Raw genomic sequence first — 17,510 nt, 5'->3', positions numbered from 1 at the left:
CGTTAATTAACTCTCTCATTTTCAATCGATTACATAAGAATGAACAGAGTATTGTATATTATATTAATAGTATTACTTAGTAGTATGCTTCTTCTTCTTCTGGATTCATGCACCCAGAAGAAGATGGTGATTGGTGTGTCGCAATGTTGCAGCGGAGTTTGGCGCGAGAAGGTGAATAATGAGATGCGACTGGCGCAGTATCAATATAAGAATGTGGATTTGCTGTTTACTACTGCAGAGAATGACGGGCAACGCCAGGCTCGCCAGATAGACAGTATGATAGCCAGGAAGGTAGATTTAATCGTGGTGGCTCCTGATAACGTGAATGATGTAACACCTGCCATCGAGCGAGCTTATCGTGCGCATATCCCGGTTATCCTCTTCGACAGAAAGGTAAAGACACCCCATTATACAGCTTCCATCGGTGGCGATAATGTGGAAGCGGGTAGGGAAGTTGCCCGATTTCTGGCCAGTAAACTGGATGGAAAAGGTACCGTTGTTGAGATTACGGGCTTGAAGGATGCTTCCCCTGTCATTGAGCGCCATCGTGGTTTCCACGAGGTGATGAAGAATTATCCGGGAATCAAGGTGGTTACCCTAGAAAGCAACTGGAAGATGGAGCGTGCCCAGGAGTTAATGAAGCAATATCTGGATAAGGGCGGACATGCGGATGGCGTGTTCGGACATAGCGACCTGGGAGCCATAGGTGCCTTTCTGGAAGCAGAGAGACGAGGCATTGATAAGCAGATGCTGATAGTAGGCATTGATGGATTGCCTGGAGAATGGGAAGGAGTGGATAGAGTGAAGAGAGGACAGTTTGCTGCTTCTTATGTCTATCCTACCCAGGGCGAAAAGATTATGGAATTGGCGATGAATATCCTTCAGGGTAAACCCTATAAGAAGGATAATGTGATGAAATCATTCCTTGCTACCTCTGAAAACTGTGATGCCATCGCCCTACAATATCAGGATTTGGAAGTCAAGATGAAGAATCTGGATCAGATTTCTGACAGTCTTGATTCTTATTCAGAGGTATCCCGCATCCAGAAATGGATGGTTATTGTTGCCGTCGTTATTGTCCTAGTTCTGCTCATTATCATCTTCTATATATATAAGGTATATAGAAAGAAGCTGCAGAAACAGAAAGCCGTGGCTCGTGGATTCATCGAGAACAAGGAGGGCTGGGCTGCTGAACTGAATCACCTGGATGAGAGTGATCGTTATTTCATGGATCGTTTCAAGAAGAAGATTCTTGAGAATATGGGCAATGCTGATATGAAGATGGATGATTTGGGAGCCGAGATGCAGTTGAGTAAAGTACAGCTCTATCGCAAGGTGAAGGCTATGACAGGAAAAACGCCTGTCGAGCTCCTGAAAGAGATGCGTCTGCAGAGAGCCTATACGCTCCTGATGCAGACTGATAAGACTGTAGCTGAAGTCTCGGCAGAAGTAGGCTTTGCGTTACCGGGCTATTTCTCTTCATGCTTCAGAAAGCAGTTTGGCGTTCTTCCTACCGATTTCAGAAATAAACAGTTATCTAAAAGAAAATAGTTTTCTAACTCCTTTAAAATAAGTACTTTAAAATCTTAGCAAAAGATAAGAAAATCGTTTCATGTAACATAATTATTGTTGCAGGAACGATTTTTTCTATTTATATAACAGTCTTTTCCCTAATTTTGCGACAGAAATCAAGCAATCACAATTTTTGAAACTTAAAATGTTATAATAGTATGAACAATCTTTCAAGATTACTAATGAGCTCTGCGCTCTGTGCTGTTTGCACCGTAGCTAGTGCACAACAGGTAAATGTAAATGGCATCGTAAAGGATGCTACCGGTGAGACAGTCATTGGTGCATCTGTTATGGTGAAAGGCACAAAGACTGGTACTGTTACCGACTTTGATGGTAACTTCCATGTAGAATGTGCTCCTGGTTCCACACTTGTTATATCTTATATTGGATATAAGACGCAAGAAGTAAAGGCTTCAGACAATATGGAGGTAACACTTCAGGAAGATGCCAACGACTTGCAGGAAGTAGTTGTAACAGGTTATACCACTCAGAAGAAGGCTGACTTGACCGGTTCCGTGGCTGTGGTTTCAACCAAGAACCTGAAGACAAGTTCAGAGACAGACCCGATGCGTGCTTTGCAGGGTCGTGTTCCTGGTATGACCGTCACTACCGATGGTTCTCCTATTGGTTCAGGAACCGTGCGTATTCGTGGTATCGGTTCTTTCAACTCTTCTCAGGACCCTCTTTATATCATAGATGGTGTGCCTACCAATATGGCATTGAATACCCTCAATACAAATGATATCGAGAGTATGCAGGTTTTGAAGGATGCCGCTTCGGCTTCTATCTATGGTTCACGTGCATCGAATGGTGTCATCATCATCACCACCAAGAAAGGAAAGAAAGGTAGCAAGGTTGCTGTTGACTTCTCTGCCAACCTAACTGCACAGTTCTATTCCAACCAGTCGAAGATGAAGCTGATGAACTCCAGCCAGTATGCTACTGCGATGGCTCAGGCAGCCCTGAACGATGGACTCGATCCTGTGGCTTATGCTGCCAACTACGGCATCGACTTGAATGCGGCCTCTGGATCTCCTATCACTGTTTGGAATCCTGCTACCAACCAGTATCAGAACTATACTATCAATGGTCGATATGATGGCTACATCAATGCCAAGAAGACCATGCGGTTCTCAGATACCGACTGGCTCGATGAAATCTCTCGCACAGGTTTCTCGCAGAACTACGACCTCTCTGTATCTCATGCCAATGACAAGCATAGCGCTATGTTCTCCTTGGGATACAAGAACAATGAAGGCGTCTTGAAATATACCGACTTCGAGAATATCTCAGCTCGTTTGAACACCTCTTGGAATTTAAACAAGATTGTAACCGTAGGTGAGAATGTAACATTGACTTATACCTCTCAGGTAGATTGCCATCCGATGGAGAATGCCTTGAAGATGCCTTCCATCGTTCCGGTTTACGAAGAAGATGGCAAGACTTTCGCAGGTCCTGTGGGTAGTATGGCCGACCGTCAGAACCCTTGTCGTGAGCAGTATCAGAACCGCAACAACCACCTCGACTACTGGCGCATCTTCGGTAATGCTTTCGTAGAATTGAAGCCTGTCAAGGGATTGACCCTGCGTTCTAACTTCGGTTTGGATTTCAAAACATCGTTTATCAATGCGATGACGAATACTTATCACTCTGATATTGTCAACAATGACATCGCCAAGACAACGCTCTCGAATAACAATGAGACTAACTGGACATGGTCTAACACAGCCCAGTACGTTGCCCAGATTGGCAAGCACAACATCGATGTACTCGGTGGTATGGAATTTTCCAAGCAGTCGGTTATCGATTTCTCTGCCTATTCAGAAGGCTATGCGCTGGAAGATAAAGATTATATGTGGCCAAATGCTGCAACAGGAACGATGCGTAACTCGGGTGCGAAGGTAGGCTATCGCCTGGCTTCTTTCTTTGGAAAGGTGAACTACAACTGGGATGATCTCCTCTTGGCTTCCTTCACTATCCGTCATGATGGTTCATCACGTTTCGGTAAGGCACATCGCTGGGGTACTTTCCCTGCTGCATCTCTCGGCTTCAGATTTTCTAATCTCCTGAAGAAGGATTGGTTGGATGATGCCAAGTTGCGACTCTCTTGGGGTCAGACAGGTAACCAGGCTATCGACAACAATGCACAGTTTGGTCTTTATGTAGTGGATTACGGACTAGACCGTGTAACCTCTACTGCTTACGACCTCTTCCTGCAAGGTTCAGGTACCTTCCCTTCTGGCTATCGTGCCACACAGTTGGCTAACCCTAACTTGAAATGGGAGGCTGCTACCCAGTATAACGTAGGTTTGGATTACACCCTGTTTGGCAACACCCTCTATGGTACAGTGGATGCCTATATTAAGAATGTAAAGGATATGTTGATTAATCCTGCTTATCTGGGTGCAACTGGTGAAGGTGGAAATTCATGGCAGAATGGTCCTTCGCTCCGCAACTGGGGTATGGAGTTCACCGTGGGCTATCGCAAGACCTTGGCTAATGGACTTGGCATCGACGTGAACGGCAATCTGGATTTCTTCCGCAACAAGGTTACTTATTTGCCAGCAACAACAACAGGTGCTTACGCTCACACATCTACGGAAAACCTGGTGCAGAGTGGCAAGTCTTATGGTTCTATCGTAGGTTATGTAGCCGATGGAATTTTCCAGAATCAGGAAGAAGTAGATAAGTCTGGACAGCCAAACGCACGTGTTGGTGGATTGAAATACAAGGACTTAGATGGTAAAAATGGAATTACTTCAGATGACCAGACTTGGATTTTCGACCCTGTGCCAGCCTTCTCCTATGGTTTGAATATTGCTCTCAACTACAAGGGCTTTGATTTCTGTATGTTCTGGCAGGGTGTCTATGACCAGGATGTGTATAACAACCAAAAGTTCCAAACTGACTTCTGGGCTATTACTGATGGTGGTTCTAACAAGGGAACCCGTTTGCTCGATGCTTGGAATACCAACAACACTGGTTCTTCCATCCCACGCTTGAGCACCATGAATACAGCTGATGAAGGTCGTGCTTCTACTTACTTCGTTGAGAATGGATCTTACTTGAAGTTGCGTACCTTGCAGGTGGGTTACACTATCCCAAGCAGCATCCTCTCTAAGTTGAAGATGACCAGTGCCCGTGTCTATCTCTCAGGTCAGAATCTTTTGACCATCAAGAGCAATAGCCTGACCTGTTCAGACCCAGAGAATCCAAACTGGAACTATCCACTTTCAACATCCGTATCATTCGGACTTCAGGTAGGTTTCTAAAATGTTTCATATTTTAAAGAGAATTTCAAAATGAAAAAGTTATATACAATGGTGCTTGCAGCAGCACTGGTAGGAACATTCACCAGTTGTGATGATTTCCTGGATTACAAGCCAACAGCTGTGGTTGATGAAGACAAGGCTTTCAGCGAGCCAGACAAGATGGTAAACAGTGCCTATGCGATGTTGGGCGACTGTTGGTACTCTTACCCATTCAACCTTTGGCCATATGGTGACCTTTCTTCAGACGATTGCTTGAAGGGTGGCGGTGGCACCGGTGACACCGGTTATCACGATGTGGAGATCTGGAGTACCTTAACCTCTACTAAGGGCGAACTCGACGAGTTATGGTATCGTCTCTATTGTGCCGTTTCCCGTTGCAACCGTGCCTTGGTTTCTTTGCAGCAGAATGGTGAGAGCACACTGGGTGCTGAGGTAACCAAGCAGCGTGAGGCTGAGGTTCGCTTTCTCCGTGCTCATTTCTATTTCAAGTTACTTACCATGTATCGTCAGATACCTTGGATAGACGAGAAGGTTTATGAGGATAAAACCACAGAGAGCACATCAAACACTCAGTTTACTTACGAGGAATTGTGGCAGAAGGTGATAGCTGACTTCCAGACTGCATACGATGTCCTTCCTGCTAAGCAGAAGGATGGCGGTCGTGTCAACAAGATTGCAGCCGCAGGTTATCTGGCTAAGTGTTATCTTACCATTGCCTGGGGTGATGGCTATGAGGCAACCGATGGTGTTGACCATATTAATAAGGAGTATATGCAGAAGGTTATCGACTATACTGATGTGGTGAAGAATTCAGACTATGGTTACATGGCAGACTTCGGCGACATCTTCCTGCCTGACTATAAGAACAACAAGGAGTCAGTTTTTGCAGTCCAGACTTCCGACTATAGCGAGGACCATACCACCTTCGGACGTGCCAACTGGTCTAATATGCTGAATGGCTGTTGGGGTATTTGGTCTTGCGGATGGGATTTCCACAAGCCTTCACAGAACCTGGTGAATGCCTTCAAGACCAAGAACGGACTTCCTGAGTTTGATGATTACAACAAGACTTGTGATTATCCTGTAAACGGTGAGCCTAACAGTCAGAAATGGGATCCACGTTTGTTCCATACAGTAGGAATGCCTACCTTCCCATATAAATATGAGTCAGAATACACGATGACTAAGGCCAACTCTCGTACACCAAACGTTTACGGTTACTATACTTCTCTGAAGGAAGTGCCACAGCGTTCTAAGGGTGAAACTTTCAATGGTTCTTGGCAGGCGTTTGCGATGAACGACTATGTGCTCCGTTATAGCGACATTATGCTGATGCGTGCTGAGGCTTTGATAGAGTTGGACCGTCTGGCTGAGGCTCGTACCATCATCAACGATATCCGTCAGAGAGCCAAGAATTCTGTGGATAAGCATATTGAATATGCCAAAGATCAATGTGATATAGCCCTCTATCCGGAGTCATATTTCCAGGATAAGGAGACGGCAAGAAAGTGCCTTCGCTGGGAGCGTCGTCTGGAAATGGCTATGGAGAACGGCCGTTTCTTCGACTTGCGCCGCTGGGGCATTGCTTCTGAGACACTGAACAAGTATTTCGAATCTGAGAAGAAAGATCAGTATGGAGAGCAAACATACGCTCAATACTTGAAGGATGCCAAGTTCACACCGGGCAAGAACGAGTTCTATCCGGTTCCATATAACCAGCTGTATTACATTCCTGGTCTTTATAAACAGAACAAGGGATACGAGTAATGGCTCACCGGCATTTTTTAATCATTAGATGTTTCTTTAAATGTACTCAATTAATAATTTGACAATGAAGAAAATTTTTGTTTCAGCGCTTGTCGCACTTTGCGGTTTCACCGCCAGTTATGCCCAGCAGGCTTCCTTCTTGAGCAATAACCATTGTCTCTATCGCATCAGCCAGGAAAGTCAGAACCAGAAGTGTCTCTTGCTCCCTGTGCAGGAGAGTGCGGAGATAGCCAATATTAAGGTGATTGCTGACAACAAGCAGGTGAAAGCCTTCAATGTGAAGTTGGCTAAAGACCACGTAGATTATTTCGTACCTCTTTATATGGATGAGTTTGCTGGCTTGAAAGGCCTGGCTCTCGATATCCATGTCAATGGCGATTATAACAAGGAAGGACTGAATGCCCTCACTTGCTGGAAGGAGATGAAGTTCTCTGATACTTTCAATATGAAGAATCGCGAGCAGTATCGTCAGGATTTCCATCACACTCCTGCTTACGGATGGATGAACGACCCTAATGGTATGTTCTATAAGGATGGCGTATGGAATCTCTATTTCCAGTATAATCCTTACGGATCACAGTGGGAGAATATGACCTGGGGACATTCTACTTCCACCGACTTGATTCACTGGAAGTTCCAGGGTACTCCTATACAGCCTGATGCTGTAGGTACTATCTTCAGTGGTTCTGCCGTGGTTGACAAGAACAATACCTCGGGTTTCGGAAAGGATGCTGTGGTTGCACTTTATACTTCTGCTGCAGAAAACCAGACCCAGAGCATGGCTTACAGTACAGATAACGGCAAGACCTTTATAAAATACGAGGGAAATCCTATTATCACCAGTACTGTACCAGACTTCCGTGACCCACACATGTTCTGGAACGAGGACATCAAGAAGTGGAATATGATTCTGGCTGCCGGTCAGCACATGGAAATCTATTCTTCAGATAACTTGAAGGACTGGAAATACGAAAGCTCTTTTGGTGAGAAGTATGGCAACCATGGCGGTGTCTGGGAATGCCCAGACTTGATGAAGATGAAGGTTCGTGGCACCGGTAAGGAGAAGTGGATGCTTATCTGCAACATCAATCCTGGTGGACCTTCCGGAGGTTCTGCTACCCAGTATTTCATAGGTGATTTCGACGGTCATAAGTTTACTTGCGACAGTAAGCCTGAGGTTACCAAGTGGATGGATTACGGAAAGGATCATTACGCTACAGTTACTTTTGATAACGCACCAGAAGGTCGCCGTGTGGCTATCGCCTGGATGAGCAACTGGCAGTATGCCAACCAGGTTCCTACCCAGCAGTATCGTTCGGGCAACTCTATTCCTCGCGACTTAGGTCTCTTCGAGTATAAGGGTGAAACTTATTGCAGCGTGGTTCCTTCTCCAGAGATGACAGCAGCAAGAAGCAAGAAGGCAGGCAAGAAACTTACAGAATCTTGCGAGATGGTTGTGAATCTGAAGGGAAATGCTACTATCACTTTGAGCAACGACAAGGGCGAGAAGGTAGTGATGAACTACGATGCCAAGGCAGAGACTTTCTCAATGGATAGAACCAAGAGCGGTAAGATGGATTTCAGCAAGGACTTCGCTGCAGTCACCAAGGCTCCAACCTACGGCAAGATCAGCCAGCTGCGCATCTTCATCGACAAGAGCAGCATCGAGGCTCTGGATGCTGACGGCAAGATGTCCATGACCAATCTCGTGTTCCCAAGCAAGTCTTACAACAAGGTTACTGTAAAGGGAAAGGGTAAGTATCAGATTTACGACATCAAGTAACTTCATCTGTTAAGAACTGAATCTATAACACTATTGTTTCTTAGCGTGTTAATGATGTAACAATGCAACAAAAATGGTAGCCGATGAACGATATTTTATGATATATTATATCGTTTATCGCTACTTTTGCAGCAGCAAAATAGAAACAATAACGCTAACAATTATGAATAAATCATCAAAGTTATCAATCATCCCGGTGATGCTCTGTTTCTTCGCCATGGGATTTGTAGATTTGGTAGGCATCGCCTCCAACTACGTAAAGGAAGATCTCAACCTCAATGATGCAACAGCCAATCTGTTCCCATCGCTGGTATTCTTCTGGTTTCTCATCTTCTCGGTTCCTACGGGAATCCTGATGAATAAGATAGGTAGAAAGAAGACAGTACTCCTGTCTTTGCTCGTTACCGTTATCTCACTCCTTTTGCCCATCTTTGGCGAAAACTTCGAAATGATGCTCGTGTCATTCTCCTTGCTCGGCATCGGAAATGCCTTGATGCAGACCTCCCTGAACCCGCTGGTTTCTGTGGTAACATCAGGTAAGAACCTGGCATCCACATTGACCTTCGGGCAGTTTGTCAAGGCCATTGCTTCCTTCCTGGCTCCATACATCGCTATGTGGGGCGCCATGGCAAGCATTCCAACCTTCGGTTTGGGCTGGAGAGTTCTCTTCCCAATCTATATGATTATCGGAATCGCAGCCACCTTCTTCCTGGCTGGTACGCCTATCGAAGAAGAGAAGAACGAGGGTAAGGCTTCCGGTTTTGGTGAGTGCTTCAAGTTGCTCGGCAAACCTATCGTGCTGCTTTCCTTCATCGGTATCATGTGCCATGTGGGCATCGATGTAGGTACCAACACTACTGCTCCTAAGATTCTGATGGAGCGCTTGGGATGGACGCTGAACGAGGCAGCCTTCGCTACATCGCTCTACTTTATTTTCCGTACCATCGGATGTTTCACCGGTACAGCCTTCCTCCGCATGATGAAGACCCGCACATTCTTCGTTATCAGCGTAGTGATGATGGCTCTGAGTATGATTGGCATGTGGATAGGAGAGAGCAAGACGATGCTCTATATCGCTATCGCCCTCGTGGGATACGGCAACTCTAACGTCTTCTCCATGATTTTCTCTCAGGCGTTGCTTGCTTTGCCTGATAAGAAGAATGAGGTGAGTGGATTGATGATCATGGGACTCTTTGGTGGTACCATCTTCCCATTGTTCATGGGATTCGCCAGCGATACATTCGGTCAGGTAGGTGCCGTGGCAGTCATGGCAGTAGGTGTAGTTTATCTCTTCACTTATATCCGCAAGTTATAATCCGCAGGTTATCATCTGCAAGTTATCATTGCAAGCATAATAAAAAACGTTCACTATCGTTTATAACGTATATATAATAAGGTGTAATTATGGAAACAAAGAATTTAGATACAAAATATTGTGTAGGTTTGGGTGAGATTCTCTTTGACGTTCTCCCTTCTGGTTCTCAACTCGGCGGTGCTCCTGCCAACTTCGCTTACCACGCTGGTCAGCATGGTCTGCATTCTGTAGCCGTCAGTGCTGTGGGCAAGGATGTTCTGGGCGAAACAGCTCTCCGCCTGCTCGATGAGAAGAAGCTCAAGTATGTGATGCCTGAGGTAGAATTCCCTACAGGTACTGTTCAGGTGCAGCTCGACAAGGAGGGGGTTCCTACATACGATATCAAGCAGGGCGTGGCTTGGGACAATATCCCTTTCACTGATGATATCAAGGAAATTGCTGCCAATGCCGGTGCTGTTTGCTGGGGCTCTCTGGCTCAGCGCAGTGAGGTTAGCCGCAAGACCATCTATCAGTTCCTTGATCATACTCCAGAAGATTGCTTGAAGATTTTCGACATCAATCTCCGTCAGAACTTCTATACTCCTGAGGTGATTACCGAGAGCTTGAAGCGCTGCAATGTTTTGAAGATCAACGATGAGGAGTTGATTACCATCGGTCGCCTCTTTGGTTATCCTGGTTTGGACATCGAGAACAAGTGCTGGTTGATTCTCGGCAAGTACAATCTCGATATGCTCGTATTGACCTGCGGTGTGAATGGCAGCTATGTCTTCGCTCCGGGTGTGAAGTCATTCCAGGAGACTCCAAAGGTTGAGGTGGCTGATACCGTAGGTGCTGGCGATAGCTTCACCGGTACTTTCTGTGCCAGCATTCTGAAGGGTAAGAGCATCCAGGAGGCACACGAGCTTGCCGTTAAGGTAAGTGCATACGTTTGTACCCAGAATGGTGCAATGCCTCAGATTCCTGAGGAATATACATTGTAAGGCTCCCCATTTGGTCAGTAAGTATTAGTTTTGAATTGTTGGTTTTTAGTGAATAGTTGATATATAGGTTTAATGTTGATTGATTAGCTGCTATCTGCTTGTGAAGAGTAGATAGCAGCTCTTTTTTTTTTAGGAAAACATGGAATTATGAAAAAGCAGTTTATCAGTGAAGAATAATTTAAAGGTAAAAAAGTAAAAAGGTAAAAGGTTCTTTAAAAGAAATACAGATAAAGAAAAAAGCTCAAGGCTGATGGCCCTGAGCTTTTTTTATATGATAATGTCTGCGTCATTACTTCTGGCATTCCTTGCAAGGAGTCCAAGGCTTCAACTGCTTGAAGAAGTCGTTGCCCTTGTCATCTACGAGGATGAATGCAGGGAAGTCCTCTACGGTAATCTTCCAGATAGCCTCCATACCGAGCTCTGGGTACTCTACGCACTCGATGCTCTTGATAGAACTCTGAGAGAGAACAGCAGCTACACCACCGATAGTACCGAGGTAGAAACCACCGTGCTTCTTGCAAGCCTCTGTAACAACATCACCACGGTTACCCTTGGCAATCATTACCAGGCTGGCGCCGTGATCCTGGAACTCATCTACGTATGGGTCCATACGGTTGGCTGTGGTAGGTCCCATAGAGCCACATGGATAGCCCTCTGGAGTCTTGGCTGGTCCTGCATAGAGGATTGGGTGGTTCTTGAAGTACTCTGGCATCTCCTCACCAGCATCCAAGCGAGCCTTGAGCTTGGCATGAGCGATGTCACGAGCCACGATGATGGTACCCTTCAGGTTTACACGGGTGCTTACAGGATACTTGCTCAACTCGGCACGTACTGCATCGATACCCTTGTCGAGGTCAATCTCGATACCCTTGGTACCCTCACCTGGGTTGCGGAGCTCCTCAGGAATCAGCTCTGTTGGGTTCTCATCCATCTTCTCCAACCAGATACCGTCCTTGTTGATCTTAGCCTTGATGTTACGGTCGGCAGAGCAGCTTACACCCATACCGATAGGGCAGCTTGCGCCGTGACGAGGCAGACGGATGACACGGATATCGTGAGCCAGATACTTACCGCCGAACTGTGCACCCAAGCCAATCTTGTGAGCCTCTTCGAGGAGCTTGTTCTCCAAGTCGATATCACGGAAGGCACGGCCAGTCTCATCACCTGTTGTAGGCAACTCATCATAGTACTTGATAGAAGCCAGCTTCACGGTAAGGAGGTTCTTCTCAGCAGAAGTACCGCCGATAACGAAGGCGATGTGGTAAGGAGGACATGCAGCTGTACCCAGGCTCTTCATCTTCTCTACGAGGAATGGGAGCAGTGTACCCTCATTCTGGATAGTAGCCTTGGTCATAGGGTAGAAGTAAGTCTTGTTGGCAGAGCCACCACCCTTGGCTACCATTACGAAGCGGTACTCGTCGCCCTCTGTAGCCTCGATGTCAATCTGAGCAGGAAGGTTGCAACGGGTGTTCACCTCATCATACATGTTGAGAGGAGCGTTCTGAGAATAGCGGAGGTTGTCCTGTGTAAAGGTGTTATATACACCCAGGCTCAAAGCCTCTTCATCCTCGAAGTCGGTCCATACACGCTGACCCTTCTCACCGTGGATGATAGCTGTACCTGTATCCTGGCAGAATGGGAGGATGCCCTTAACGGCAGTCTCTGCATTGCGAAGGAACTGGAGAGCTACGTACTTGTCGTTCTCTGAAGCCTCTGGGTCGCTGAGAATCTTAGCTACCTGGAGATTGTGCTCACGACGGAGTTTGAACTCTACGTCGTGGAAACCCTGCTGTGCCAGCAAAGTAAGAGCTTCCTTAGAAACCTTGAGGATAGTCTTACCCTCGAACTCTGCTGTGCTTACGCCTTCCTTAGAGATAAGGCGATACTCTGTCTTGTCCTCTCCAATCTGGAACATTGGAGCATACTTAAAATCTGGAGTTTTTGCCATAATGTTTTTTTGTTATTTTAAACTGTTGAAATATTCAATATATTCTTTTTCCTATTTAATAGCCGAAGATTTCCTCTTGAGAGAGACGCTTGATTGGCGCAATCTTCTCCAGGCTCTTCATATCGAGATTCTTCTCATCACCGAGGATCACCATGCGGTATGGCTTGCCTACGATATTCTGCTTCTCGAAGTTCGTGATGTCCTGCAGGGTGAGTGAAGGGAGCTGCTCGTAATAGAGCTTGGTTACATCATAGTCGATACCCATCAGCTTGGCATTGAAGTATGCGTTGATGACGCCAGCCTTGGTAACGCGACGGCTCTGGATAGACTTCATCAGGTTCTGCTTGGCAAGATTGAAGGAAGCCTCGTTTTGAGGGAGATTGTCGGTAATCTCATCGAAGACGTGGATGCAGTCCATCATCTTGTCATTCTGGGTGATGATGTGACGCATGAAGTAATCCTTCTCGTCCTTGCGAACTGGAGTGTAGTAGGCTGCACCGGCATTGTAAGCCAGACCGCGGGTCTCACGAAGCTCCTGGAAGACGATGGTATTCATGCCGCCACCATAATACTCATTGAAGAGAGAAATCAGGGCACCGTCCTTCACATCGCTCTTCTTTCCGGTGTTCTGGTAAGAACGCAGATAGATGTTCTTGGCATCGTAAGGAGCGATATAAATCTCGTTCTGCTTGATTTCTTCCATCTTGTACTCCTTGCCCTCAGGAACGGCAGCAAGCTTCTTGGCTGTCTTGTGCTCCTTGGCGAGCAGGGCGTTGAGCTGCTTCTCGCTGTAAGGACCGTAGTAAGCCACGGTATGCTCGATGTTGTTCAGTCCACCCAGAAGATTGACGAGCTCCTGAGGATCCATCTTGCGCAGGTCGGCGGTCTTGATGGCGTTGCGGGTTGGGTTGTAGGCACCGTAGGTGCTGTAGTCCCAGAGATAGCTGAAGTTTGACATCTGGTTGGTCTTGGCATCCTGCTGTTGCTTCTCGATGAGGTCGATGAACTGGTTCCATGAGGTCTTGTCTGCCTTGGCATGGTGCAGGATTTCCTCCGTCAGCCGGAGAGCTGCAGGAAGGTTCTCGTTCAGACCGTTGAGGCTGATCTGCAGAGTCTTGGAACCCTGGGCGATGCTGAAGTTGCAAGCCAGCTTGTAGAAAGCCTGCTTGATGGCAGAAACGCTCTTCTTGTCGGTTCCGATATAGTCGAGATACTGGGCTGCATAGCTGTAGCGGATATCATCCTCATCGCCGAACTCGTAGCGGAATACGAGGTTGAAGAGGTCGTCCTGGGTGTTCTGCTTGTATACGAGAGGCAGCTTCCTGCTGGTCTTGCCTACGGTAAGATCCTTCTTGAAATCGAGGAACTGAGGCTGGATTTCAGGCACCTGGGCGTTCTTGATTTCCTTGACGAAAGCACTCTCATACTCGCGGTTTGCCGGAATAGGAGTGATGGCAGGCTTCTCAATCTTCTTCAGGGTAGTATCCTCGCCCATTTGCTTGTAGACGCAGATGAAGTTGTCGTCGCGCAGATATTTGTTGGCGAAATCCACGATGTCCTGCTTGGTCAGCTTGCTCTGACGCTCCAGCTTGCCGGCTACGTCTTCCCATTTCTCGTCGTTGATGAAGGCATCTACCATGATGCTGGCACGGTTGTCGTTGCTGTCGAGACCTCTGTAGAAGTTCAGCTTCTTGTTGGCGATGACCGAAGGCAGGAGGTCGTTGTCGAATTCTCCACGGCGCAGCTTCGCCATCTCCTGGAGCATGAGGCTGCGTACTTCTTCCAGCTTCTGACCCTTGTTAGGATTACCGGCAAGGATGAAGGCAGAATAGTCGTGCAGACCGTAGACGAAGGCTCCGGCAGAAGCCAGCTTCATCTGCTGCTCCAGGTCAACCTCCATCAGTCCAGCCTTACCGTTGGAAAGCATGTCTTCGATGACATCGAGCACATCGCTCTCCTTGTCGTTGGCGCCCTTGAATTTCCAGGCGAGCATCACGTTTTCAGCTTCCTTGCCCACTACGGCAGTATCCTTGACGGCAGTAATGTCCGGCTGCAGGCTGAACTCAGGACGGGTGAGGTTGTCGCTCTTCTTCCATGAACCGAAGTATTTGTCGATGATGGCAATGGTCTGGTCTGGGTCGAAATCACCTGCCAGACAGATAGCCACATTGTTAGGTACATAGTAGCGGTGGAAGTAGTTCTGGATGTTGATGATGCTAGGGTTCTTGAGATGTTCCTGCTCACCGATGGTGGTCTGGGTACCGTAAGGATGGGTAGGGGTGAGAAGCTTCCAGAGGGCAGCAAACTCCTTGTCGTTGTCGCTAGCCATAGAGATGTTCTTCTCCTCGTATACAGCCTCCAGCTCGGTATGGAAACCGCGGATCACCATGTTTTGGAATCGGTCGCTCTGTACCTTTGCCCAGTTCTCAATCTCGTTGTTCGGGATGTTCTCCACATAGCAGGTCACGTCGTTGGAAGTATAGGCGTTGGTGCCCTGGCTTCCGATGCTCGACATCAGCTTGTCGTACTCGTTCGGGATGTTGTATTTGGCAGCCAGCTGCGAAACCGAATCGATTTCGTGGTAAGCCTGCTTGCGCTGTGCAGGGTCGGTCAGCTTGCGGTAGCTCTCATATCGGCGTGTGATTTCGTCGAGATAAGGCTTCTCCTTGGCGTGGTCGATGGTGCCGAACTTCTGGGTTCCCTTGAACATCAGGTGCTCCAGATAGTGGGCAAGACCGGTTGTCTCGGCAGGGTCGTTTCTGGAACCTGTCTTGACGGCGATATTAGCCTGCAGACGAGGCTTTTCCTTGTTAACTGACATGTACACCGTCAGACCGTTGTCGAGGGTGTAGATGCGGGTTTTCATGGCATCACCTGGTATGGTGGTGTAATGATAATCCTTAGCTGTGGCGCTGATGCTGCCCATCAGAACAGCTGCCAGCAAAACATGCTTAATCTTCATTTCTAATTATAAATTGTTAATTCTTCATTATGAATTAATTCTCGTAATCCACTTCCTGGTCCAGACTGTTGACGAAGTTTCTGTAAACCTCTTCCTCCACATCGCCCATGGCATACTCCTTCTCGGCATCCTTCTTGATTTCCGCAATCCAGGAACGGCGTGCCTTGATGTAGTCCTCGTGGATGCGGTTGGCATCCTCCAGGGTAATCTCGGAGATGTGGTAGTAGTCGCAGATCATCTTGTAGGTCCATGCCCACTGATATTCGCGATAGTTGGCATCAATCTCCTCGAAGCGGCTGATGAGCTCCTGGATGGTTTCTATGGTGCCATCCTTCAGGTCGGCGATGATGCGGTCTTCCTCGCTTACCGGAAGCAGGAGTCCTGAGAGGTCATCCCAGTCGCCCACGCCTGTCTGGGTGGATGGAGGGGTGATGGCTGGATCCCTTTTCAGCACTCGCTTCAGCACGGCACCCATATAGATTCTCAGGGCGATGTCGTAGTATTTGATGCCCTTGTGGAGCGATGTGGCAGGGATGATGTATTCGTGATAGAGATACTGCGATACATTGTCGCCCGTTACCTCGCGGAGACTCTCCAGGATCTTCTTGCCCTTCAGGATTTCGCCCACGGAGAAAGGAGAGAGCCAGTCGAAGTTGACAATGCTCTTGCGGTTTTCAGGAGCACGGAGATCTCGTTTCGGCCACTTCTTGATGTCGCGGTACAGACCCACGGTGGTGATGTTCCTGCCTGGGATGAGGAACATCTTGTCGCCATCGGCTATCAGATAGGCGAATGGCAGGTTGCGAGTGTTAGGGTGGTGCATCAACTTGCCGAAGCATACTGAGAACGAACCCAGGGTGGCTGGCATCAGCAGGTAGGCACCACTGGCTGTCTTCGAACCACGCTCCAGGGTTCCCCAGTGCATAGGTCCCATCTTGTAGGCATGGTTGCTGAAGTTGGTGGCTGAACCGGCATTATAGAATGAGAACATTCCGCCGATAAGCAGACTGCTCTTATGGTGCGATGCAGTGAATGGACCACAGAAGGCGGCGCACGCCTCACCGTTGCTCATATAGCTGTTGGCAAAGAATACGGAGGCTGAGGCTGTGAAACCGTTGCTCAGCTGGCAGGCTTCGCCTACGAAGCAGTCCTGTATCTTCACGCTGTTGATGACGCTGGAACCCTCGGCGATGATGGAGTTCTCGATGATGACTCCCGTACCGATATATACGTTTCCGTGAACCGAACCGAGCAGCGTACAGTCGCTGAGTCGTGAAGCACCGTTTACCTCGCAGAGGTCGTTGATTACGCAGTTGGTAATCTCCTTGGTGTTCACAATCTTCACGTTGCTGCCTATCTGTCCTCTTTCCGGCGCCTTGTTCTCAATGTCGGTCTTGATGAGCTGTCGGATGTTCTCCTTCAGTTCCTTGTCGGAGAAATGCTTCACCATGAAGGCAGCCAGCTGACTGTTGAGGTCGGAGAAGAGAATCACGTTTCCTTCGCCCACCTCGTTGAGTACGCTCACCAGGTTACCCTCACCGAAGGTTGCTCCCTCGGTGGTTTCCATCGTAGAGATGTTGGAGATGTAGCAGTCATCACCAATGGTGTAGTTGTTGATGAAGTTGCCCACGTTCTCGATGAGACAGTCGTCTCCGATGGTTACGTTTCTCAGAGTGGCATTGTTGATGCCGGAATGCTTTACGAAGCCTTGGCTCACCTCTACATTCTTGTTGAAGGAGCCGATGTTTACCTCGCCATAGAGCATCACGCGATGCATGTAGTTGGGCTTGAAGTCTTCTGAAACATTGATTGAAGTCCAGTCTTCAGCCCAGCAGTCGTTGCTCTTGAGTACCTCGATTTCCTCGGAGGTCAGAGGTCTGTAGTCATTCATTGTTGATATGTTTTTAGGGA

9 protein-coding genes are annotated in these 17,510 nt (G+C 47.6%); 6 read left to right on the top strand and 3 right to left on the bottom strand.

Features of this window, described 5'->3' with window-relative positions:
- Nucleotides 1-84 precede the first annotated feature (84 nt).
- The 6 genes from DXD25_RS01205 (at nt 85) to DXD25_RS01180 (ending at nt 10,689) form a co-directional block, all read left to right on the top strand.
- Entirely contained in the window at nt 85-1,551 is a 1,467-nt protein-coding gene (locus DXD25_RS01205) for a substrate-binding domain-containing protein (RefSeq protein WP_187360409.1), read from the top strand.
- 179 nt (nt 1,552-1,730) lie between these two features.
- On the top strand, nt 1,731-4,844 hold the full coding sequence (locus tag DXD25_RS01200; protein ID WP_117661408.1) for a TonB-dependent receptor: 3,114 nt from the start codon (nt 1,731-1,733) through the stop codon (nt 4,842-4,844).
- A 30-nt stretch (nt 4,845-4,874) separates the two neighbouring features.
- The gene (locus DXD25_RS01195) at nt 4,875-6,611 is read left to right on the top strand and encodes a RagB/SusD family nutrient uptake outer membrane protein (protein ID WP_117661407.1); all 1,737 of its coding nucleotides are present in this window, start codon (nt 4,875-4,877) and stop codon (nt 6,609-6,611) included.
- Nucleotides 6,612-6,675: 64 nt separating this feature from the next.
- Nucleotides 6,676-8,394, top strand: a complete 1,719-nt coding sequence (locus DXD25_RS01190) for a DUF4980 domain-containing protein (protein ID WP_117661406.1) — start codon at nt 6,676-6,678, stop codon at nt 8,392-8,394.
- A 163-nt stretch (nt 8,395-8,557) separates the two neighbouring features.
- Nucleotides 8,558-9,709, top strand: coding sequence for an MFS transporter (locus DXD25_RS01185; protein WP_117661405.1), 1,152 nt, complete (start codon nt 8,558-8,560; stop codon nt 9,707-9,709).
- 89 nt (nt 9,710-9,798) lie between these two features.
- Nucleotides 9,799-10,689 carry a carbohydrate kinase gene (locus DXD25_RS01180; protein ID WP_117661404.1) on the top strand — a complete coding sequence of 297 codons (891 nt, stop codon included), beginning with the start codon at nt 9,799-9,801 and terminating at the stop codon, nt 10,687-10,689.
- 289 nt (nt 10,690-10,978) lie between these two features.
- On the opposite strand, the gene DXD25_RS01175 is transcribed toward DXD25_RS01180, so the two are convergent.
- Genes DXD25_RS01175 through DXD25_RS01165 form a run of 3 tightly spaced genes read right to left on the bottom strand, consistent with a single transcriptional unit; the run spans nt 10,979 to nt 17,490 of the window.
- Nucleotides 10,979-12,637, bottom strand: coding sequence for a fumarate hydratase (locus DXD25_RS01175; RefSeq protein ID WP_117661403.1), 1,659 nt, complete (start codon nt 12,635-12,637; stop codon nt 10,979-10,981).
- 55 nt (nt 12,638-12,692) lie between these two features.
- On the bottom strand, nt 12,693-15,599 hold the full coding sequence (locus DXD25_RS01170) for a pitrilysin family protein (protein ID WP_117661402.1): 2,907 nt from the start codon (nt 15,597-15,599) through the stop codon (nt 12,693-12,695).
- A gap of 34 nt (nt 15,600-15,633) precedes the next feature.
- Nucleotides 15,634-17,490 (bottom strand): DUF4954 family protein, encoded by a 1,857-nt coding sequence (locus tag DXD25_RS01165; RefSeq protein ID WP_117661401.1) that lies wholly within the window; start codon nt 17,488-17,490, stop codon nt 15,634-15,636.
- Nucleotides 17,491-17,510 lie beyond the last annotated feature (20 nt).

This window comes from Prevotella sp. TF12-30, from assembly GCF_003436715.1.
GTDB lineage: Bacteria > Bacteroidota > Bacteroidia > Bacteroidales > Bacteroidaceae > Prevotella > Prevotella copri_A.
Note: the sequence above shows the minus strand (reverse complement) of the source record. Positions and strands in the feature narration are given on the sequence as shown.